33 protein-coding genes are annotated in these 19995 nt (G+C 41.4%); 31 read left to right on the top strand and 2 right to left on the bottom strand.

All coding sequences use genetic code 11. The features are described from left to right. Window positions 1-5: 5 nt before the first annotated feature. Both fusA and tuf read left to right on the top strand, forming a co-directional pair. On the top strand, window positions 6-2090 hold the full coding sequence (gene fusA, locus ACWODM_RS06185; protein ID WP_455320500.1) for an elongation factor G: 2085 nt from the start codon (window positions 6-8) through the stop codon (window positions 2088-2090). Between the two features lie 150 nt (window positions 2091-2240). Further along, a complete protein-coding gene (tuf, locus tag ACWODM_RS06180; protein ID WP_455320499.1) occupies window positions 2241-3428 on the top strand; it encodes an elongation factor Tu in 1188 nt (395 codons plus the stop codon). 61 nt (window positions 3429-3489) lie between these two features. Here the strand turns inward: tuf and ACWODM_RS06175 are convergent, their stop codons facing one another. Together ACWODM_RS06175 and ACWODM_RS06170 are read right to left on the bottom strand one after the other, a co-directional pair. Then, window positions 3490-4215, bottom strand: coding sequence for an NADPH-dependent oxidoreductase (locus ACWODM_RS06175; protein WP_455320498.1), 726 nt, complete (start codon window positions 4213-4215; stop codon window positions 3490-3492). Further along, on the bottom strand, window positions 4169-5641 hold the full coding sequence (locus tag ACWODM_RS06170; RefSeq protein WP_455320497.1) for an aminotransferase-like domain-containing protein: 1473 nt from the start codon (window positions 5639-5641) through the stop codon (window positions 4169-4171). Before ACWODM_RS06170 ends, ACWODM_RS06175 begins: the two co-directional genes overlap by 47 nt. A gap of 105 nt (window positions 5642-5746) precedes the next feature. Between ACWODM_RS06170 and thiD the strand changes: the two genes are divergently transcribed. From thiD to rpsK, 29 genes are all read left to right on the top strand, one after another. Continuing rightward, window positions 5747-6571, top strand: coding sequence for a bifunctional hydroxymethylpyrimidine kinase/phosphomethylpyrimidine kinase (gene thiD / locus ACWODM_RS06165; protein WP_455320496.1), 825 nt, complete (start codon window positions 5747-5749; stop codon window positions 6569-6571). Beyond that, the gene (locus ACWODM_RS06160; RefSeq protein WP_455320495.1) at window positions 6568-7110 is read left to right on the top strand and encodes an ECF transporter S component; all 543 of its coding nucleotides are present in this window, start codon (window positions 6568-6570) and stop codon (window positions 7108-7110) included. Before thiD ends, ACWODM_RS06160 begins: the two co-directional genes overlap by 4 nt. A gap of 326 nt (window positions 7111-7436) precedes the next feature. Next, window positions 7437-7745 (top strand): 30S ribosomal protein S10, encoded by a 309-nt coding sequence (gene rpsJ, locus ACWODM_RS06155; protein ID WP_161901719.1) that lies wholly within the window; start codon window positions 7437-7439, stop codon window positions 7743-7745. A gap of 21 nt (window positions 7746-7766) precedes the next feature. Continuing rightward, the gene (gene rplC, locus ACWODM_RS06150; RefSeq protein ID WP_455320494.1) at window positions 7767-8396 is read left to right on the top strand and encodes a 50S ribosomal protein L3; all 630 of its coding nucleotides are present in this window, start codon (window positions 7767-7769) and stop codon (window positions 8394-8396) included. A 29-nt stretch (window positions 8397-8425) separates the two neighbouring features. After that, on the top strand, window positions 8426-9049 hold the full coding sequence (gene rplD, locus ACWODM_RS06145) for a 50S ribosomal protein L4 (RefSeq protein WP_455320493.1): 624 nt from the start codon (window positions 8426-8428) through the stop codon (window positions 9047-9049). Beyond that, the gene (rplW, locus tag ACWODM_RS06140) at window positions 9049-9336 is read left to right on the top strand and encodes a 50S ribosomal protein L23 (RefSeq protein WP_455320492.1); all 288 of its coding nucleotides are present in this window, start codon (window positions 9049-9051) and stop codon (window positions 9334-9336) included. The genes rplD and rplW overlap by 1 nt, the downstream gene beginning before the upstream one ends. Before the next feature lie 35 nt (window positions 9337-9371). Further along, entirely contained in the window at window positions 9372-10205 is an 834-nt protein-coding gene (rplB, locus tag ACWODM_RS06135) for a 50S ribosomal protein L2 (protein ID WP_455320491.1), read from the top strand. Between the two features lie 42 nt (window positions 10206-10247). Further along, on the top strand, window positions 10248-10526 hold the full coding sequence (gene rpsS, locus ACWODM_RS06130; protein WP_455320490.1) for a 30S ribosomal protein S19: 279 nt from the start codon (window positions 10248-10250) through the stop codon (window positions 10524-10526). Between the two features lie 20 nt (window positions 10527-10546). Continuing rightward, a complete protein-coding gene (gene rplV / locus ACWODM_RS06125; RefSeq protein ID WP_455320489.1) occupies window positions 10547-10894 on the top strand; it encodes a 50S ribosomal protein L22 in 348 nt (115 codons plus the stop codon). Between the two features lie 13 nt (window positions 10895-10907). Continuing rightward, on the top strand, window positions 10908-11564 hold the full coding sequence (rpsC, locus tag ACWODM_RS06120) for a 30S ribosomal protein S3 (protein WP_455320488.1): 657 nt from the start codon (window positions 10908-10910) through the stop codon (window positions 11562-11564). 2 nt (window positions 11565-11566) lie between these two features. Continuing rightward, the gene (rplP, locus tag ACWODM_RS06115) at window positions 11567-12001 is read left to right on the top strand and encodes a 50S ribosomal protein L16 (RefSeq protein WP_455320487.1); all 435 of its coding nucleotides are present in this window, start codon (window positions 11567-11569) and stop codon (window positions 11999-12001) included. Continuing rightward, a complete protein-coding gene (rpmC, locus tag ACWODM_RS06110) occupies window positions 11991-12179 on the top strand; it encodes a 50S ribosomal protein L29 (RefSeq protein ID WP_016176286.1) in 189 nt (62 codons plus the stop codon). Before rplP ends, rpmC begins: the two co-directional genes overlap by 11 nt. A gap of 24 nt (window positions 12180-12203) precedes the next feature. Further along, a complete protein-coding gene (gene rpsQ / locus ACWODM_RS06105) occupies window positions 12204-12470 on the top strand; it encodes a 30S ribosomal protein S17 (protein ID WP_016176285.1) in 267 nt (88 codons plus the stop codon). Between the two features lie 58 nt (window positions 12471-12528). Further along, window positions 12529-12897: a 50S ribosomal protein L14 gene (rplN, locus tag ACWODM_RS06100; protein ID WP_016176284.1), complete on the top strand. Its 369-nt coding sequence runs from the start codon at window positions 12529-12531 to the stop codon at window positions 12895-12897. 35 nt (window positions 12898-12932) lie between these two features. Further along, on the top strand, window positions 12933-13244 hold the full coding sequence (rplX, locus tag ACWODM_RS06095; RefSeq protein WP_455320486.1) for a 50S ribosomal protein L24: 312 nt from the start codon (window positions 12933-12935) through the stop codon (window positions 13242-13244). A gap of 28 nt (window positions 13245-13272) precedes the next feature. Next, complete coding sequence (gene rplE / locus ACWODM_RS06090; protein WP_455320485.1) at window positions 13273-13812, top strand: 50S ribosomal protein L5; 540 nt, start codon at window positions 13273-13275, stop codon at window positions 13810-13812. 18 nt (window positions 13813-13830) lie between these two features. Continuing rightward, window positions 13831-14016, top strand: coding sequence for a type Z 30S ribosomal protein S14 (locus ACWODM_RS06085; RefSeq protein WP_010754753.1), 186 nt, complete (start codon window positions 13831-13833; stop codon window positions 14014-14016). Between the two features lie 35 nt (window positions 14017-14051). After that, window positions 14052-14450, top strand: coding sequence for a 30S ribosomal protein S8 (gene rpsH, locus ACWODM_RS06080; protein WP_016176281.1), 399 nt, complete (start codon window positions 14052-14054; stop codon window positions 14448-14450). A gap of 31 nt (window positions 14451-14481) precedes the next feature. Continuing rightward, window positions 14482-15018 (top strand): 50S ribosomal protein L6, encoded by a 537-nt coding sequence (gene rplF, locus ACWODM_RS06075; RefSeq protein WP_455320484.1) that lies wholly within the window; start codon window positions 14482-14484, stop codon window positions 15016-15018. A gap of 58 nt (window positions 15019-15076) precedes the next feature. Further along, window positions 15077-15433 (top strand): 50S ribosomal protein L18, encoded by a 357-nt coding sequence (rplR, locus tag ACWODM_RS06070; protein WP_455320483.1) that lies wholly within the window; start codon window positions 15077-15079, stop codon window positions 15431-15433. 20 nt (window positions 15434-15453) lie between these two features. Then, window positions 15454-15954 carry a 30S ribosomal protein S5 gene (gene rpsE, locus ACWODM_RS06065; protein ID WP_455320482.1) on the top strand — a complete coding sequence of 167 codons (501 nt, stop codon included), beginning with the start codon at window positions 15454-15456 and terminating at the stop codon, window positions 15952-15954. A 14-nt stretch (window positions 15955-15968) separates the two neighbouring features. Further along, window positions 15969-16148, top strand: coding sequence for a 50S ribosomal protein L30 (gene rpmD / locus ACWODM_RS06060; RefSeq protein WP_455320481.1), 180 nt, complete (start codon window positions 15969-15971; stop codon window positions 16146-16148). Between the two features lie 42 nt (window positions 16149-16190). Continuing rightward, window positions 16191-16631: a 50S ribosomal protein L15 gene (gene rplO, locus ACWODM_RS06055; protein ID WP_455320480.1), complete on the top strand. Its 441-nt coding sequence runs from the start codon at window positions 16191-16193 to the stop codon at window positions 16629-16631. After that, window positions 16631-17923 carry a preprotein translocase subunit SecY gene (gene secY, locus ACWODM_RS06050; RefSeq protein ID WP_455320479.1) on the top strand — a complete coding sequence of 431 codons (1293 nt, stop codon included), beginning with the start codon at window positions 16631-16633 and terminating at the stop codon, window positions 17921-17923. Before rplO ends, secY begins: the two co-directional genes overlap by 1 nt. Before the next feature lie 59 nt (window positions 17924-17982). Continuing rightward, on the top strand, window positions 17983-18627 hold the full coding sequence (locus ACWODM_RS06045) for an adenylate kinase (protein WP_455320478.1): 645 nt from the start codon (window positions 17983-17985) through the stop codon (window positions 18625-18627). 188 nt (window positions 18628-18815) lie between these two features. Continuing rightward, complete coding sequence (gene infA, locus ACWODM_RS06040; protein WP_010767960.1) at window positions 18816-19034, top strand: translation initiation factor IF-1; 219 nt, start codon at window positions 18816-18818, stop codon at window positions 19032-19034. Between the two features lie 32 nt (window positions 19035-19066). Further along, the gene (gene rpmJ, locus ACWODM_RS06035) at window positions 19067-19183 is read left to right on the top strand and encodes a 50S ribosomal protein L36 (RefSeq protein WP_010742772.1); all 117 of its coding nucleotides are present in this window, start codon (window positions 19067-19069) and stop codon (window positions 19181-19183) included. Between the two features lie 18 nt (window positions 19184-19201). After that, window positions 19202-19567, top strand: a complete 366-nt coding sequence (gene rpsM / locus ACWODM_RS06030) for a 30S ribosomal protein S13 (protein WP_455320477.1) — start codon at window positions 19202-19204, stop codon at window positions 19565-19567. A 27-nt stretch (window positions 19568-19594) separates the two neighbouring features. Next, window positions 19595-19984: a 30S ribosomal protein S11 gene (gene rpsK, locus ACWODM_RS06025; RefSeq protein WP_455320476.1), complete on the top strand. Its 390-nt coding sequence runs from the start codon at window positions 19595-19597 to the stop codon at window positions 19982-19984. Window positions 19985-19995: the final 11 nt, after the last annotated feature.

The following is a 19995-nucleotide window of genomic DNA, read 5'->3' as shown; positions in this document are numbered from 1 at the left end:
CCACAATGGCAAGAGAATTTTCTTTAGAAAACACTCGTAATATTGGTATCATGGCCCACGTTGATGCGGGTAAAACAACGACTACTGAACGTATCTTGTATTACACTGGTAAAATTCATAAAATTGGTGAAACTCATGAAGGAGCTTCACAAATGGACTGGATGGAGCAAGAGCAAGAACGTGGAATCACTATTACCTCTGCTGCGACAACTGCGCAATGGAAAGGGAATCGTGTAAATATCATCGATACACCTGGGCACGTAGACTTCACTATTGAAGTACAACGTTCTCTGCGTGTACTTGACGGTGCTGTAACTGTATTGGACTCACAATCAGGTGTAGAACCACAAACAGAAACAGTTTGGCGTCAAGCGACTGATTACCGTGTACCACGTATCGTATTCTGTAACAAAATGGATAAAATCGGTGCTGACTTCTTGTATTCAGTGTCTACATTGCATGATCGTCTACAAGCGAACGCACACCCAATTCAATTGCCGATTGGTGCAGAAGACGATTTCACAGGAATCATTGACCTTGTGAAAATGAAAGCTGAAATTTACACAAATGACTTAGGTACGGAGATCGAAGAAACGGATATTCCTGCTGAGTACTTGGAACAAGCTGAAGAATGGCGTGAAAAATTAATCGAAGCTGTTGCTGATACAGACGAAGACTTAATGATGAAATTCTTGGAAGGTGAAGAAATCACTGAAGAAGAATTGAAACTTGGTATTCGTAATGCAACATTGACGGTTGATTTCTTCCCAGTAATGTGTGGATCAGCCTTCAAAAATAAAGGGGTTCAATTGATGCTGGATGCAGTTATCGACTACTTGCCAGCGCCAACTGATGTTCCTGCAATCAATGGGATCAACCCTAAAACTGATGAAGAAACTGTACGCCCATCAACAGATGACGCGCCATTTGCTTCATTAGCATTTAAAGTTATGACTGACCCATTCGTAGGTCGTTTGACATTCTTCCGTGTGTATTCTGGTATTTTGAATTCTGGATCATACGTAATGAATGCTTCAAAAGGCAAACGCGAACGTATCGGACGTATCCTACAAATGCACGCGAACACTCGTGAAGAGATCCAAACAGTTTATTCTGGGGATATCGCTGCAGCTGTTGGTTTGAAAGATACAACAACAGGAGATACTCTATGTGACGAAAAAGAACAAGTTATCTTAGAATCTATCGAGTTCCCTGATCCAGTTATCGAAGTAGCTGTTGAGCCTAAATCAAAAGCTGACCAAGATAAAATGGGTATTGCTTTACAAAAACTTGCTGAAGAAGATCCATCATTCCGCGTTGAAACCAACGTTGAAACTGGCGAAACAGTTATCGCTGGTATGGGTGAACTTCACTTAGACGTTCTAGTTGACCGTATGCGCCGTGAATTCAAAGTGGATGCAAACGTAGGTGCTCCTCAAGTATCTTATCGTGAAACATTCCGCGCTGGTACACAAGCAGAAGGTAAATTTGTACGTCAATCAGGTGGTAAAGGTCAGTACGGTCACGTATGGATCGAATTTACACCTAACGAAGAAGGCGCAGGCTTTGAGTTTGAAAACGCAATTGTCGGTGGTGTGGTTCCTCGTGAATACATCCCAGCAGTTGAAAAAGGTTTGGAAGACTCAATGGCAAACGGTGTCTTGGCTGGTTATCCATTAGTTGATATCAAGGCAAAACTTTATGATGGTTCTTACCATGATGTCGATTCGAATGAAACTGCCTTCCGTGTGGCTGCTTCAATGGCATTGCGTGCTGCTGCTAAAAAAGCAAATCCAGTAATTCTTGAGCCTATGATGAAAGTAACTGTAACTGTTCCTGAAGATTATCTAGGGGATGTTATGGGACACGTTACTGCTCGTCGTGGACGCGTAGAAGGTATGGAAGCACATGGTAATGCACAAATCGTTAACGCGTTTGTACCATTATCAGAAATGTTTGGTTACGCAACAACACTACGTTCTGCAACTCAAGGTCGCGGAACATTCATGATGGTCTTTGACCACTATGAAGATGTACCGAAATCAATCCAAGAAGAAATTATTAAGAAAAACGGCGGAAAGGCTGACTAATCTTAATAGATTCAAGGAATTTGTTTCAAATAACTATATTTTTTGAGACATTTCGTGTACAATGGATTACGATGATATGGGCAAGGAGTCATTAGGCTCCTTACTTATCAAATATAAAACAAAAACGTATTTTAGGAGGAACATTTTAAAATGGCAAAAGAAAAATTTGACCGTTCTAAACCCCATGTTAACATTGGTACTATCGGACACGTTGACCATGGTAAAACTACTTTAACAGCTGCGATCACTACAGTTTTAGCTAAAAAAGGTTGGGCGCAAGCTTCAGCTTACGACCAAATCGATGGTGCTCCGGAAGAGCGCGAACGCGGAATCACTATCTCAACTGCTCACGTTGAGTACGAAACTGAAAACCGTCACTATGCTCACGTGGACTGCCCAGGACACGCGGACTATGTTAAAAACATGATCACTGGTGCTGCTCAAATGGACGGCGCGATCTTAGTAGTATCTGCTGCTGATGGTCCTATGCCTCAAACTCGCGAGCACATCTTGCTATCTCGTAACGTAGGTGTTCCATACATCGTTGTATTCTTGAACAAAATGGATATGGTTGACGATGAAGAATTATTGGAATTAGTAGAAATGGAAGTTCGTGATCTATTATCAGAATACGATTTCCCAGGCGATGACACTCCAGTTGTTGCAGGTTCTGCTTTGAAAGCACTAGAAGGCGACCCATCTTACGAAGAAAAAATCTTCGAATTGATGGCTGCAGTTGACGAATATATCCCAACTCCAGAACGTGACACTGACAAACCATTCATGATGCCAGTTGAGGACGTGTTCTCAATCACTGGACGTGGTACTGTTGCTACAGGCCGTGTTGAACGTGGACAAGTTCGTGTTGGTGACGTTGTAGAAATCGTTGGTATCGACGAAGAAACAGCTCAAACTACTGTAACAGGTGTTGAAATGTTCCGTAAATTATTAGACTACGCTGAAGCAGGCGATAACATCGGTGCTTTACTACGTGGGGTTGCTCGTGAAGACATCCAACGTGGACAAGTATTGTCTAAACCAGGAACAATCACTCCTCATACAAAATTTATCGCTGAAGTTTATGTATTGACTAAAGAAGAAGGTGGACGTCATACTCCATTCTTCACTAACTACCGTCCTCAATTCTACTTCCGTACGACTGACGTAACTGGTGTTGTAGAATTACAAGAAGGTACTGAAATGGTAATGCCTGGTGACAACGTAACTATCGACGTTGATCTAATCCACCCAATCGCTATCGAAGACGGAACTCGTTTCTCTATTCGTGAAGGCGGACGTACTGTTGGTTCAGGCGTTGTTACTGAAATCAAAGCATAATTATTTGATGAATGTAAATAAAACTCCTCAAACTAGAAATAGTTTGAGGAGTTTTTTCTGTTTATTTGATCAATTTTTGTTTTCTTAAATATCGATCAACGTTTTCTGCAGGTTTTGTTCCAAAATAATCTGCAAACTTTTTCGTCCAGGTTTTTGTTTCGCGAGCTTCTGCAAATTTTACCATTGTTTTTTCGTAGTCTTCAATCAGCTGTTCATCATATGGCTGGTAAGTATCATAGTGTACAACAGTGGCTTGTGGTAAGCGAGGTTTCACTTGCATATCAACAAGAGGTTTCCCGATGCTTAGACCGGAAACTGGGTAAACATAGTCTGGAAGGTTCAATAATTCGCTGATTTCTTCAATATGGTTTCGTACACTCCCGACAGGAACAATACCTAAACCCAGTGATTCGCTGGCAACGATGGCATTTTGCATTGCTAGATTGGCATCTGTTGTAGCGATGATCAGTGGGTTCAAGCCTTCATCAACAGGATAGTCGACTTGATATTTTTCAGCGACTTGTTGTGTACGTTTTAAATCTGCGACGAACAGTAGAAAAACAGAGCTTTTCAGCATATGATAATTCCCGGGATTCCAAGCGACTAGCTGTTCGCGAATTTTCTTGTCTCTAATGACAATGATGGAATACATTTGTCCATTCATCCAAGAAGGTGCCTGACGGCTAGCGTCGAGGATCTCCTGTAGTTCCTCATCTGGGATTACGTAATTTTCATCAAAATCACGATAGCTGCGATGGTTTTTTAGCAAATTGATGGTTTCGTTCATAAACAGGTTCCTTTCTAATCTTTTCTGTGATTTGAGTCAGTTTTTTTACAAAAATTGACAATTCTTCGTGAGAGAGTCTTGTATAATTGATTCTTACAGACATTGTATCATTACTAAATAAAAAAGAGGGCGCTAAGAGTAAATTTTCTTCAAGAAAAATCTTCCAATCTTTTCGTGTCAAAGGTTGATGTTGCCAAGTTAGCCAATAATACAAACCACCTTGGATCTTGTGGAAGCTCCAGTCTTGAATAAGTGGCTGCAGTTTTTCTTCGAATTGTTGGCTGCGTTGTTTGAGTGACGCTACTAAATGTTCCTGTTGCTGGTCATAATCCTTGGAAGAGAGCGCGGCAGTAGCCAGCCATTGGGGAAAGAGATCGGTATCGTTTTCCATCCGTTTTTTGGCATTCGCCAGACTTTCAATCAACGTGCTTGGTGCGAGCAACCAACCGATTTTGATGGAAGAACCAAACAACTTAGATAAAGAACCGACATAAATTACCTGGTCGGGGGCTAAACTTTTTAGCGTAGGCAGATTCTGTTCGAAACCTAATTCACTAAATACGTCGTCCTCAATAATGGGTAAATGGTAGTTTTCGCAGAGAGTGATGATCTCTTTTCTTCTTTTTAAGGACATCGTCTTTCCGGTTGGGTTTTGATAGCTGGGGTTCAAATAAAGCAATTTGATTTTTTTTGTCTGGATTGCGTGTTCTAGTTCACTACAAATAATGCCTTCTTCGTCTTGTTTGATCCCGATTAGATGGATGCCTAAGGAAGCAAATAAAGGCAAAGCAAACAAAAATGACGGATCTTCAGTGGCAATCGTGTCGCCTGTATCCAGTAAGACCTGCATCAAGAGGGAGATTCCCTGTGTGGAACCTGAAGTAATCAGAAGATCCTGTCCTCTTGTTGGTAATGTCAAACGTTCCGTTAAGTGTGCAAGGATCGACTGCTTCAAAGGCAGATAGCCAGTAGCAGAATTTTTTTTGTCCTCTCTTAGTACTTGTTCCCAAGTGATTGCTGGAAATTGAAAATCCGGAATCAATTCAGAGGGTAAATCTCCAGTATATAGATCGATAGCCTGATCGATGCTTTGTTTTTGTTTTAATTCGGTAAGATAGGGATCTTCTTTTAGAAAGGGGCTAGACAGTAGATTACGCCACTGATGTATGGCTAATTGGCGACTTCCCCAGCGTCCTTCAGCTACCCGAGTCCCGCTGCCTTGCTTGCGAGTGATCCACCCCAAGCTGACGAGTTCCTCCAATGCTCGAACGACTGTCGAACGGTTGACTTGATAATTCTCTGCTAATTTTCGTTCAGCGGGCAGTTGATCACCAGGGACTAGTTGCCCCTGTTGGATCGCTTGAATGATCTGTCCGCTGATCTGTTGGTATAAGGGTGTTTTTGTTTCTTTGTCGATCGACCACATAGGCAGTCCTCCTTTAATTGGATGGTTTAAAAATAAGCCAATTGGCTGTTTTCGTCAAGTATTCCTTTCGTTATACTAATGAAATAACTTGAAAGGAGGCGAACTATGCAAAAAGTATTAACGATCGCTGGTTCTGACTCAACAGGGGGAGCGGGACTTCAAGCGGATCTCAAAACATTCGAAGAGTATGGTGTTTTTGGTTTTTCGAGTATTACCTCTATTGTGACGATGAATCCAGAAGGAGGTTGGTTTCATAAAGTAACGGAGATACCCGAAGAGTTGTTACGTGAACAGCTAGTCTCGGTGTTTGCCGGAGGAACAGTAGCTGCCTTGAAAACAGGGATGGTGGGAAATGAAATAAATATTCGTACAGCTAGTGAATTTATCCGAAAGTACGAAGTGGCACATGTGGTCATTGATCCGGTAATTGCTTGCAAAGGGACCGCGCAGATTTTGCAGCCGAAGAGTGTGGAAGGGATCAAAGAATATTTGTTGCCTTATGCAGAGGTCACCACACCCAATCTGGTTGAAGCAGGTATCTTGTCTGGGCTTGGGGATTTGACTTCCGTTGAAGAAATGCAGCAGGCAGCGGAGATCATTCATAGATTGGGGGCTAAGAACGTCGTGGTCAAAGGTGGTCATCGTTTGCCATCTGAGCAAGCGGTAGATGTGTTCTACGACGGCGAGGCGTTTACTGTGCTGGAAGGTCCGAAGATTCAAACCAATCACAATCATGGAGCAGGCTGTACATTCGCTGCAGCGATTACAGCGGGGCTTGCCAAAGGCTATTCGCCAAAAGAGGCAGTGGTACTGGCGAAATCCTTTGTCGCAAAAGCGATCGAACAAGGTGTGTCTATTAATCCTTATGTGGGTCACGTCTGGCATGGAGCGTATAATCAAGCGGAGAAAAGGATGGGAGTGGCAGAATGAGAAAATCAAATACACAAGCAATTGTTTTTGTAGGGTTATTTACAGCGTTAACGGTAATTGGGACGTACATTAAAATTCCTTTGCCCACTGGAGCTTTTGTTCATCTGGGGAATGCTGTCCTGTTGTTGGCAGTTTTGTTTCTAGGATATGTGAAGGGTTCGTTAGCTGGAGGGATGGGCTTTGCTATTTTTGATGTCTTGAACGGTTTTGCTTCAGAAGCCCCTTATTTTATTTTGGAAAGCTTTATTGTCGGTGCTGTAGCCTATGCTTTGTTTGCTTTCTTTCGGAAAAATCCAAGCAAGCTTTGGCAAGTGTTGGTGATTGCTGCTGGAACTGGCGTGGCGAAAATTATCATGACACAAATCAAAAATACAGTGATCCAGTTATTTTTAGGTTTAGATTTTAGTCCAGCTTTTGCTTTAGCGTTAAGTCGCTTGCCGGCAACTTTGATTAATGTAACGTTAACAGCGATTATTGTAGCGATTGTTTACTTTCCGTTAAAGAAAGCAATGGATCGAATACTTGGACAAACTATTTAAACATATTATATAGAAGGAAAGTGATTTTTCAGGTTAGATTCTCTGACTTGAAAGACACTTTTTTTGTTTGAAAACACCTTTGAAAACTTTTTCTGAAAAAAATAAAAAATATTGTAGAAAATGCTTGCTATTCCTGTTCATCCGTAATATAATTATAAAGGTGCTGTTTACGACAAGAAAAATGCATGCACTGGTAGAAAAGAATTTCTGCCGGCTACGAAACGAGAGGTTGCGACACGCCCGGACGCTTTGCCATGGACGAGCGTGACGGAAAAATTTTCGTGGAGCTATGTCTACTTTTCAAAATAGACGAAGGAGGGAAAATAATGGCAAAACAAAAAATTCGTATCCGTTTAAAAGCGTATGAACATCGTATTTTAGATCAATCAGCGGACAAAATCGTAGAAACTGCAAAGAGAACTGGAGCTACTATCTCAGGTCCAATTCCATTGCCAACAGAGCGCAGTCTTTACACAGTAATCCGTGCGACACATAAATACAAAGATTCACGCGAACAATTCGAAATGCGTACACACAAACGTCTAATCGACATTGTGAACCCAACACCAAAAACAGTTGATGCTTTAATGAAGCTAGACTTGCCATCAGGTGTGAATATCGAAATCAAACTATAATAATTAATTGGAGGTGTAATCATGACCAAAGGAATCTTAGGGAAAAAAGTGGGAATGACTCAAATCTTCACAGAATCAGGAGAATTAATTCCAGTAACTGTAGTTGAAGCTACTACAAACGTTGTTTTGCAACTTAAAACAGTTGAAAACGATGGGTACGAAGCAGTTCAAGTAGGTTACCAAGATTTACGTGAAGTTTTAAGTAACAAACCTGCGAAAGGTCATGTTGCGAAAGCAAACACGGCTCCTAAGCGCTTCATTCGCGAATTCAAGGATGTTGAGCTAGAGGGCTTAGAAGTAGGATCAGAAATCAAAGTTGATGTATTCGAAGCTGGAGACATCGTTGATGTAACCGGAACTACAAAAGGTAAAGGATTCCAAGGCGTAATCAAACGTCACGGACAATCTCGTGGACCTATGTCTCACGGTTCTCGTTATCATCGTCGTCCTGGATCAATGGGTCCAGTCGCACCTAACCGTGTGTTCAAAAACAAACGTCTTGCTGGACGTATGGGTGGCGACCGCGTAACTATCCAAAACTTGGAAGTTGTACGTGTAGATGCTGAACGTAACGTAATCCTTATCAAAGGTAACGTTCCTGGAGCGAAAAAATCATTGATTACAATTAAATCAGCTGTGAAAGCTAAATAATCAGATAGGAAGAAAGGAGGAACTAAGGAATGCCAAATGTAGCATTATTCAAACAAGATGGAAGCCAAAACGGCGAAATCACTTTAAACGAAGAAATCTTCGGAATCGAACCAAATGAATCAGTTGTTTACGATGCGATCATCATGCAACGTGCGTCATTAAGACAAGGAACACACGCTGTTAAAAACCGCAGCGCAGTTCGTGGCGGTGGACGCAAACCATGGCGTCAAAAAGGAACAGGTCGTGCGCGTCAAGGTTCAATCCGTTCACCACAATGGCGTGGAGGTGGCGTTGTCTTCGGACCAACACCACGTTCATACAGCTACAAACTTCCTAGAAAAGTTCGTCGCTTAGCAATGAAATCTGTATTGTCAGAAAAAGTTGCTGAAAATAACTTGGTAGTCGTTGAAGGCTTGAACTTCGATGCACCAAAAACAAAAGAATTCAAGCAAGTTCTTGCTAACTTGTCTGTTGACTCTAAAGTATTAGTAGTATTAGAAGAAGGAAATGATTTTGCAGCATTATCTGCTCGTAACTTAGCAAACGTTTCTGTAGTTGCTGCTAATAACGTAAGTGTTCTAGACATTGTGTCTCACAATAAAGTGTTAGCAACTCAAACTGCTCTTACTCAAATTGAGGAGGTGCTTGCATAATGAACTTACTAGACGTAATCAAACGCCCAGTGATCACTGAAAAATCTATGCTTGCCATGGACGAAAAGAAATATACTTTCGAAGTAGACACTCGCGCGAACAAAACATTAGTAAAACAAGCTGTTGAAGCAGCATTTGATGTTAAAGTGAAAAACGTAAACATCATCAACGTGCGTCCGAAATTCAAACGCATGGGTAAATATGCAGGATACACAAAAAAACGTCGCAAAGCAGTTGTAACATTGACTGAAGCTTCAAAAGAAATCGAAATTTTCTCAGCTGAATAAGCTGTGACACTGAATAATATAGGAGGGAAATAGACGTGGCAATCAAACATTACAAGCCTACCTCAAATGGTCGTCGTAACATGACTGCTTCTGATTTTGCAGAAATCACTTCTTCTAAACCAGAAAAAACATTGTTGGCACCATTGAAAAACCATGCCGGTCGTAACAACAACGGTCGCATTACTGTACGTCATCAAGGTGGCGGTCACAAACGTCAATATCGTTTGATCGACTTCAAACGTAACAAAGACAACGTTTCTGCAGTAGTTAAAACTATCGAATATGATCCAAACCGTTCTGCTAACATCGCGTTAGTACATTACGAGGATGGAGTAAAAGCATATATCTTAGCACCTAAAGGATTAGAAGTTGGTGTAACAATCGCTTCTGGACCAGATGCAGATATCAAAGTAGGTAACGCACTACCACTAGAAAACATTCCAGTAGGTACAGTTATCCACAACATCGAAATGAAACCAGGAAAAGGCGGACAATTAATCCGTTCAGCTGGTACAAGTGCTCAAGTACTTGGTAAAGAAGGTAAATACGTATTGATCCGCTTGAATTCAGGCGAAGTTCGTATGATCTTGGCAACTTGCCGTGCAACAATCGGTTCTGTTGGTAACGAACAACATGAATTGATCAACATCGGTAAAGCAGGTCGCTCTCGTTGGATGCGTAAACGCCCAACTGTTCGTGGTAGCGTAATGAACCCTAACGATCACCCACACGGTGGTGGTGAAGGTAAAGCACCAATCGGACGTCCAGCTCCAGTATCACCTTGGGGTCAACCAGCTATTGGTTACAAAACACGTAGCAAAAAAGCGAAGTCAGACAAACTTATCGTACGTCGTCGCAAAAATAAATAATTACATTAACCATGTGTTGCACATTTTGAGAGGAGGTTCACCATGGGTCGTAGTTTAAAGAAAGGACCTTTCGTCGATGAACATTTGATGAACAAGGTCGAAGCACAACAAGGCGCTGAAAAGAAAAAAGTAATTAGAACTTGGTCTCGTCGTTCTACAATCTTCCCAAGTTTTATCGGATTCACAATCGCTGTGTATGATGGACGTAAACATGTACCAGTTTATATCCAAGAAGACATGGTAGGACATAAATTAGGTGAATTTGCACCAACAAGAACTTATCGTGGCCATGCGGCAGACGATAAGAAAACAAGACGTTAATTTGAGGGGAGGATATACAGATGGCAGAACAAATCACATCAGCGAAAGCAACTGCTAAAACAGTTCGCGTTTCTCCTCGTAAGTCACGTCTAGTTATCGATTTGATCAGAGGGAAAAGCGTTGCTGAAGCAATCGCTGTTCTAAAGTTCACACCAAACAAAGCTGCTGGAATCATTGAAAAAGTATTGATGTCAGCAATCGCAAATGCAGAAAACAACTTTGACTTAGATGTTGAAAACTTAGTAGTATCTGAAGCCTTTGTAAACGAAGGACCAACAATGAAACGTTTCCGTCCTCGCGCGAAAGGTTCAGCATCTCCAATCAACAAACGTACAAGTCATATTACGGTAGTTGTATCAGAAAAATAAGGAGGGATAATCAGTGGGTCAAAAAGTACATCCAATTGGTATGCGTGTAGGCGTCATCCGTGACTGGGATGCGAAATGGTATGCTGAAAAAGAATACGCAGACTTTTTACACGAAGATTTAAGAATTCGCAAATTTATCGCGACTAAACTTGCTGATGCGGCTGTGTCAACAGTTGAGATCGAGCGCGCTGCAAACCGCGTGAACGTGTCAATCCACACAGCACGACCAGGTATGGTTATCGGTAAAGGCGGATCTGAAGTTGAAAGCCTAAGAAAAGAATTGAACAAATTAACTGGTAAGAGAGTACACATCAACATCGTAGAAATCAAAAAACCAGATTTAGATGCTAAATTAGTCGGCGAAGGAATTGCACGTCAATTAGAAGGTCGTGTGGCATTCCGTCGTGCTCAAAAACAAGCGATCCAACGCTCAATGCGTGCGGGCGCTAAAGGAATCAAAACTCAAGTATCAGGACGTTTGAACGGTGCAGATATCGCCCGCGCAGAAGGATACTCTGAAGGAACAGTTCCATTGCACACACTACGTGCGGACATTGATTACGCATGGGAAGAAGCAGATACAACATACGGAAAACTTGGAGTTAAAGTATGGATCTATCGTGGAGAAGTTCTTCCAACTAAAAAGAACGCTGAGAAAGGAGGGAAATAAGCATGTTAGTACCTAAACGTGTAAAACACCGTCGTGAATTCCGTGGGAAAATGCGTGGTGAAGCTAAAGGCGGTAAAGAAGTAGCATTTGGTGAATATGGTTTGCAAGCAGTTGAATCTCACTGGATCACAAACCGTCAAATCGAAGCTTCTCGTATTGCGATGACTCGTTACATGAAACGTGGCGGGAAAGTGTGGATCAAAATTTTCCCTCATAAATCTTATACAAGTAAAGCTATTGGGGTTCGTATGGGTAAAGGTAAAGGGGCACCTGAAGGTTGGGTAGCACCTGTTAAACGTGGAAAAATCATGTTTGAAATCGCTGGAGTACCTGAAGAGGTTGCTCGCGAAGCGTTACGCCTTGCTTCACACAAATTACCAATGAAGACTAAAATCGTAAAACGTGAAGAAATGGGTGGTGAATCGAATGAAGGTTAAAGAAATTAGAGAATTAACCACTGCCGAAATGCTAGATCAGGAAAAACAATTGAAAGAAGAATTGTTCAACCTTAGATTCCAATTAGCAACAGGTCAATTAGAAAACACTGCACGTATCCAAGAAGTACGTAAATCGATTGCACGCATCAAAACTGTTTTGCGTGAACAAGCTAAGTAATAGTGGAAGGAGGCCATCAAGCGTATGACTGAAGAAAGAAATCAACGCAAGGTTTATCAAGGTCGCGTGGTATCCGATAAAATGGATAAAACAATTACTGTTGTAGTTGAAACAAAGAAAAACCACCCTATCTACGGTAAACGCATGAAATATTCTAAGAAATACAAAGCACACGATGAAAACAACGAAGCAAAAGTTGGCGATATCGTGAAAGTTATGGAAACTCGTCCATTATCAGCTACGAAACGTTTCCGTCTAGTAGAGATTGTTGAAAAGGCAGTGATTATTTAATCACACGAGATTTTCCTATATAGATTGAATTGCAAAATCTGAAAGGAGGATACACATCGTGATCCAACAAGAAAGTCGATTAAGAGTCGCTGATAATTCAGGCGCACGCGAAATTCTAACGATCAAAGTCCTTGGAGGCTCAGGTCGTAAAACTGCCAATATCGGTGACGTAATTGTTGCTACGGTCAAACAAGCAACGCCAGGTGGAGTTGTTAAAAAAGGTGACGTAGTTAAAGCAGTTATCGTTCGTACGAAATCAGGCGCTCGCCGTGCAGACGGTTCTTATATTAAATTTGATGAAAATGCTGCGGTTATTATCCGTGATGATAAGAGCCCACGTGGAACTCGTATCTTTGGCCCAGTTGCCCGTGAACTACGCGAAGGTAACTTCATGAAGATCGTTTCCCTAGCACCAGAAGTACTATAATTGTTATCCATTATCAAAGGAGGTGCGAAACAGTAATGTTTGTTAAAAAAGGCGATAAAGTTAAAGTTATCACTGGGAAAGACAAAAATAAAGAGGGCGTCGTTTTAGAAGCTCTACCTAAAAAAGATAAAGTTGTCGTTGAAGGTGTAAACATCGTGAAGAAACACCAAAAACCTTCTCAAGCTGCTCCACAAGGTGGAATCGTTGAATTTGAGGCACCAATTCACATTTCTAACGTAATGTTGATTGATCCAACAAATGGCGAAGCTACACGTGTTGGCTACAAAGAAGTTGACGGCAAAAAAGTCCGCGTTTCTAAAAAAACCGGAGAAGTTATCGATAAATAATCATATTAAGGAAGGAGGGGCTTACTGAATGAACCGCCTTAAAGAAAAATATACTAAAGAAGTTGTTCCAACATTAATTGAAAAATTTGAATATAGTTCTGTAATGCAAGCGCCAAAAGTTGAGAAGATCGTTGTCAACATGGGTGTGGGTGATGCAGTATCTAATGCAAAGAATTTAGACAAAGCTGTTGAAGAACTAGCTTTGATTACTGGTCAAAAACCATTGATCACTAAAGCGAAAAAATCAATCGCTGGTTTCCGTCTGCGTGAAGGAATGCCAATCGGTTGTAAAGTGACTCTACGTGGAGAAAGAATGTACGAATTTTTAGATAAATTAGTATCAGTTTCACTACCACGTGTACGTGACTTCCACGGTGTTAGTAAAAAAGCGTTCGATGGACGTGGAAACTACACATTGGGTATCAAAGAACAATTAATCTTCCCTGAAGTTGATTATGATTTGGTAGACAAAGTACGTGGGATGGACATCGTTATTGTAACTACTGCCAACACAGACGAAGAGTCTCGTGAATTGTTAACGCAATTAGGCATGCCATTCCAAAAATAAAAAAAGGAGGCGAACTACGTGGCTAAAAAATCAATGATTGCTAAAAACAAACGCCCTGCAAAATTCTCAAGTCAAGAATACACACGCTGCGAACGTTGCGGACGTCCACATTCAGTTTATCGTAAATTTAAACTTTGCCGTATTTGCTTCCGCGAACTTGCCTATAAAGGTCAAATTCCCGGCGTGAAGAAAGCTAGCTGGTAAACAAGTAAACTCGCATAAAGGAGGTAAATCATCTAATGGTCATGACAGATCCAATTGCAGATTTTCTAACTCGCATCCGTAATGCCAATATGGTAAAACACGATGTATTAGAAGTGCCTGCTTCAAAAATCAAACGTGACATCGCTGAAATCTTGAAAAAAGAAGGTTTCATCCGTGATGTTGAATATATCGAAGATGACAAACAAGGCGTAATCCGCGTATTCCTTAAATACGGTAAAAACGGTGAACGTGTTATCACTAACTTGAAACGTATTTCTAAACCAGGTCTACGTGCTTATGTTAAAGCTGACGAAGTACCAAAAGTATTGAACGGTTTAGGTATTGCAATCATCTCAACTTCTGAAGGTGTTATCACTGATAAAGAAGCAAGAGTTAAAAATGTCGGCGGCGAAGTTGTCGCTTATGTATGGTAATTTAAAATAATACACAAGGAGGTGTCTCTACGTGAGTCGTATCGGTAATAAAGTAGTCGTTTTACCTGCTGGCGTTGAAGTCAAGCAAGCTGGAAACGACGTTACAGTTAAAGGACCTAAAGGTGAATTGACTCGTACTTTCTCTTCAGACATTACTATCAATGTCGAAGGAAACGAAGTAACTTTCACTCGTCCAGATGACAGCAAAGAAATGAAAACAATCCACGGAACTACTCGTGCAAACTTCAATAACATGGTTGTTGGCGTAAGCGAAGGTTTCAAAAAAGGATTGGAACTTATCGGGGTTGGGTACCGTGCTCAATTGCAAGGTTCAAAACTTGTATTGAACGTAGGTTTCTCAAATCCAGTAGAAATGAATGCACCAGCTGGAATTACAGTTGAAGTACCATCAAATACTTCAATCGTTGTATCAGGCACGAACAAAGAAGTTGTTGGCGAATTTGCAGCTAACATCCGTGGCGTTCGTCCTCCAGAACCTTACAAAGGCAAAGGTATTCGCTATGTTGGTGAATTCGTACGTCGTAAAGAAGGTAAAACTGGTAAATAATCGTAAACAAGTTTTACGATTCGCAGCTTAGGCTAGCAAAAACAAAGAGGTGACAATTGTGATTACAAAACCAGATAAAAATAAAACACGTCAGAAAAGACATAAACGTGTACGTAACAAAATCTCTGGTACTGCTGAGTGCCCACGCTTGAACATTTTCCGTTCTAACAAAAACATCTACGCGCAAGTAATTGATGACGTAGCGGGTGTGACGCTAGCAAGTGCCTCTGCCTTGGATAAAGAAATTTCAGGTGGAACAAAAGTTGAACAAGCACAAACTGTTGGTAAATTAGTAGCAGAACGTGCAGCAGCAAAAGGTATTAAAGTAGTAGTCTTTGACCGTGGTGGATACCTTTACCATGGCCGCGTAGCAGCTTTAGCTGAAGCAGCTCGCGAAAATGGACTAGAATTTTAGAAGAAGGAGGAACACCATTCATGGTTTATATTGATCCAAAACACTTGGAATTAGAAGACCGCGTCGTTGCGATCAACCGTGTAACAAAAGTTGTTAAAGGTGGACGTCGTTTACGTTTCGCAGCTTTAGTTGTTGTCGGTGACAAAAACGGACACGTAGGATTTGGTACTGGTAAAGCACAAGAAGTACCAGAAGCGATCCGTAAAGCAATCGAAGACGCTAAGAAAAACTTGATTGAAGTACCAATGGTTGGTTCTACGATCCCACACGAAGTTATCGGTGTATTCGGTGGTGGACGTATCCTAATGAAACCTGCTGTAGAAGGTTCTGGGGTAGCCGCTGGTGGACCTGTTCGTGCCGTATTGGAATTAGCTGGGGTAGCTGATATCACATCTAAATCATTAGGCTCAAACACACCTATCAACGTTGTTCGTGCAACAGTTGATGGTTTGAAACAATTAAAACGCGCTGAAGAAGTGGCAGCACTTCGCGGCAAATCAGTAGAAGAATTGATCGGTTAAGGAGGACAAATATAATGGCTGAATTAAAAATTACTTTAAAACGCAGTATTATTGGACGTCCTCAAAACCAACGCGATACTGTTAAAGCGTTAGGTCTAGGTAAAGTGAACAGCACTGTTGTTAAACCTGCTAATGATGCAATCAAAGGCATGGTTAACACTGTAGCTCACTTAGTGGACGTAGAAGAAATTTAAGTATCATTGAAAGATTTACTTTGATTAAGGAGGTGCCAACCCATGAAACTTCATGAATTAAAAGCTGCAGAAGGATCACGTCACGTACGTAACCGCGTAGGTCGTGGTACATCATCTGGTAACGGAAAAACAGCTGGACGCGGACAAAAAGGTCAAAAAGCTCGTTCAGGTGGTGGAGTGCGTTTAGGCTTTGAAGGTGGACAAACACCATTGTTCCGTCGCTTGCCAAAACGTGGATTCACAAACGTTAACCGTAAAGAATATGCAGTAGTCAATCTTGACCTTCTAAATCGCTTTGAAGACGGAACTGAAGTAACTCCTGTAACTTTAGTTGAAGCTGGAATCGTTAAAAACGAAAAAGCTGGAATCAAGGTGTTAGGAAACGGTGAATTAACTAAAAAATTAACTGTGAAAGCAGCTAAATTTTCTAAAGCAGCTGAAGAAGCAATCGTTGCTGCTGGTGGATCAATCGAGGTGATCTAATGTTAAAACTTTTAAAGGATGCTTTTAAAGTCAAGGATATTAGAACAAGGATTATATTCACGGTCTTCATCTTGTTCGTCTTTCGTCTAGGCACACATATTACTGTGCCAGGTGTGGACGCTTCAAGACTGCAAAGCCTTTCAAGTCTGCCATTTCTTAGTATGCTAGATTTGGTCAGCGGGAGTGCTATGCAAAACTTCTCTATTTTCGCCATGGGAGTTTCGCCTTATATCACGGCATCGATTGTTGTTCAATTGATGCAAATGGATATCGTGCCGAAATTCGTTGAGTGGTCAAAACAAGGAGAAGTCGGTCGGAAAAAGTTGAATCAGGCAACCCGTTATTTGACATTGATCTTAGGATTTTTGCAATCGATGGGCTTAGTTGCTGGATTTCAGTACTGGACTCAATTAGGTTTCTTGCCTAATCCAACGGTGGGGACTTATGTCTCGATCGGTATTATTTTGATGACCGGAACGATGTTTGTTACTTGGTTAGGTGAGCAAATCACTGAAAAAGGTATCGGTAACGGCGTGTCAATGATCATCTTCGCAGGGATTATTTCACGGTTGCCAGTCGATATCAAGGCACTGATCGAAGACTACTTTATCAATATTGATTCATCGGAGATATGGAAGTCTGCCATTTTTATGGTACTTCTAGTGATCGCTGTATTGGCCATCATTACATTTGTAACGTATGTCCAACAAGCAGAACGCAAGATCCCGATTCAATATACGAAACGAGTAGCCGGAGCACCAACAAGCAGTTACCTTCCTTTGAAAGTAAATGCAGCAGGGGTGATCCCGGTTATCTTCGCCAGTTCATTAGTGACATTACCAAGCTCGGTATTACAGGCATTTACGTCATTCCAAGGTGAGACTTGGTTTGAGATCGTTCAAATGTTGTTCAGTTACAATACTGTCCCTGGGGCAATTTTGTATACTGTACTAATTGTTGGCTTTACGTTCTTCTATGCTTTTGTTCAGGTCAATCCTGAGAAACTGGCTGAAAACTTGCAAAAGCAAGGTAGCTATATTCCTAGTGTTCGTCCAGGTAAAGGAACAGAAGAATATGTCTCAAAACTTTTGATGCGCTTGAGTACGGTAGGTTCTATCTTTTTAGGACTCGTTGCATTGTTGCCAATCGTGGCGCAAATGCTTTGGAATCTTCCGCAGTCGATTGGTTTGGGAGGAACAAGTCTATTGATCGTTATTGGTGTAGCGCTGGAAACTGCTAAGCAGCTAGAAGGTCTTATGCTGAAACGTAAATATACTGGTTTCATCAATTAAAGTTTTTGGTGTTGAGGATTTCCTCAACACTATTCAAAAACTTACAGGAGGAGATTAAAATGAACCTCATTTTAATGGGACTACCCGGTGCTGGGAAAGGCACTCAAGCAGAAAGAATCATTGCTGAGTACGCGATTCCGCATATTTCAACGGGCGACATGTTTCGTGCCGCTATGGCCAATGAAACAGCTCTTGGCCTGGAAGCAAAATCATACATGGATAAAGGTGAACTGGTACCCGACGAAGTAACAAACGGCATCGTAAAAGAACGTTTGGCTGAATCGGATACAGACAAAGGTTTCTTGTTAGACGGGTTCCCTCGGACATTGGATCAAGCACAAGCGCTAGATGCAATGATGAAGGATCTTGGAAAAGAGATCGATGCAGTTGTCGAAATTCATGTCCCTGAAGAAATTCTTGTTGATCGTTTAGCAGGACGCTATATGTGTCGTGAGTGTGGCGCAACCTATCATAAAGTATTCAACCCTACAAAAGTGGAAGGTACTTGTGATCGCTGCGGTGGACATGAATTCTATCAACGAGAAGATGATAAGCCTGAGACGGTCAAAAATCGTCTAGCTGTCAATGTGAAAAGTAGTGAACCAATTTTAGCGTACTACAAAGAAAAAGGTTTATTGCAGTCAATTGACGGTAATCGTGAAATCGATGCTGTATTTGCAGATGTAAAAAATATCATCGAGTAACGATCGATTGCCCGCATTCCGACTTGCAATTTGGGAACTTTCTCTTGCTAAGTATGATATATTATGCTAAAATGTATCAGTCCGACTTCTAAGAAATTAGAAGAATGTTTTGAGAATTAAGGTGGGAACACTGGTTTCCGCCATTTTATCGTGTGAAAATGCGAAACAAGTACAAGGAGGTACTGTGCGTGGCAAAAGAAGATATGATTGAAGTCGAAGGTACAGTCGTCGAAACTTTGCCGAATGCAATGTTTAAAGTCGAATTGGAAAATGGACACCAAGTTCTTGCTACTGTTTCTGGTAAAATTAGAATGCACTACATTCGTATTCTACCTGGAGACAAGGTGACAGTCGAACTATCACCTTATGACTTGAGCCGTGGCCGTATTACTTATCGTTTTAAATAATTGTACTCCGTAAAACCACAGGAGGTATTATCATGAAAGTAAGACCATCAGTAAAACCAATGTGCGAACATTGTAAAGTAATTCGTCGTAATGGACGCGTTATGGTGATTTGCCCAGCAAATCCAAAGCATAAACAACGTCAAGGATAATCGGAGGTGTAACAAGATATGGCTCGTATTGCAGGAGTAGATATTCCTCGTGATAAACGTGTAGTCGTTTCTCTTACTTATATCTATGGTATTGGTAACACGACTGCAAAACAAGTTCTAGCAAGTGCTGGCGTTTCTGAAGACGTTCGTGTTCGTGATCTAACGAATGAACAAACAGACGCTATCCGTGCGGAAATTGATAAACTAAAAGTTGAAGGTGACTTACGTCGTGAAGTTAACCTAAACATCAAGCGTTTGATGGAAATCGGTTCATACCGTGGAATCCGTCATCGTCGTGGATTGCCAGTTCGTGGACAAAACACGAAAAACAATGCACGTACTCGTAAAGGCCCGACTAAAACAGTCGCAGGCAAGAAAAAATAATTCCTAAGTGAAGGAGGTTAAAACTTCATGGCAGCAAAAAAAGTGAGTCGTAAACGCCGTGTGAAAAAGAATATTGAAGCGGGTATCGCGCATATCCATTCAACATTCAACAATACAATTGTGATGATCACTGATACTCATGGTAATGCTTTAGCATGGTCATCAGCTGGTGCATTAGGATTCAGAGGAAGCAGAAAATCAACACCTTTTGCCGCTCAAATGGCAGCAGAAACTGCAACAAAAACAGCAATGGAACACGGATTAAGAACTGTAGAGGTAACTGTTAAGGGTCCTGGTTCAGGACGTGAAGCAGCAATTCGTTCATTACAAGCAGCAGGCTTGGAAGTGACTGCAATTCGTGACGTGACTCCAGTTCCTCATAATGGATGCCGCCCTCCAAAACGCCGTCGTGTTTAATGAGTGCCGCT

The sequence above is a fragment of the Enterococcus olivae genome (assembly GCF_053760925.1).
This window is presented reverse-complemented; position numbering and strand designations above follow the sequence as displayed.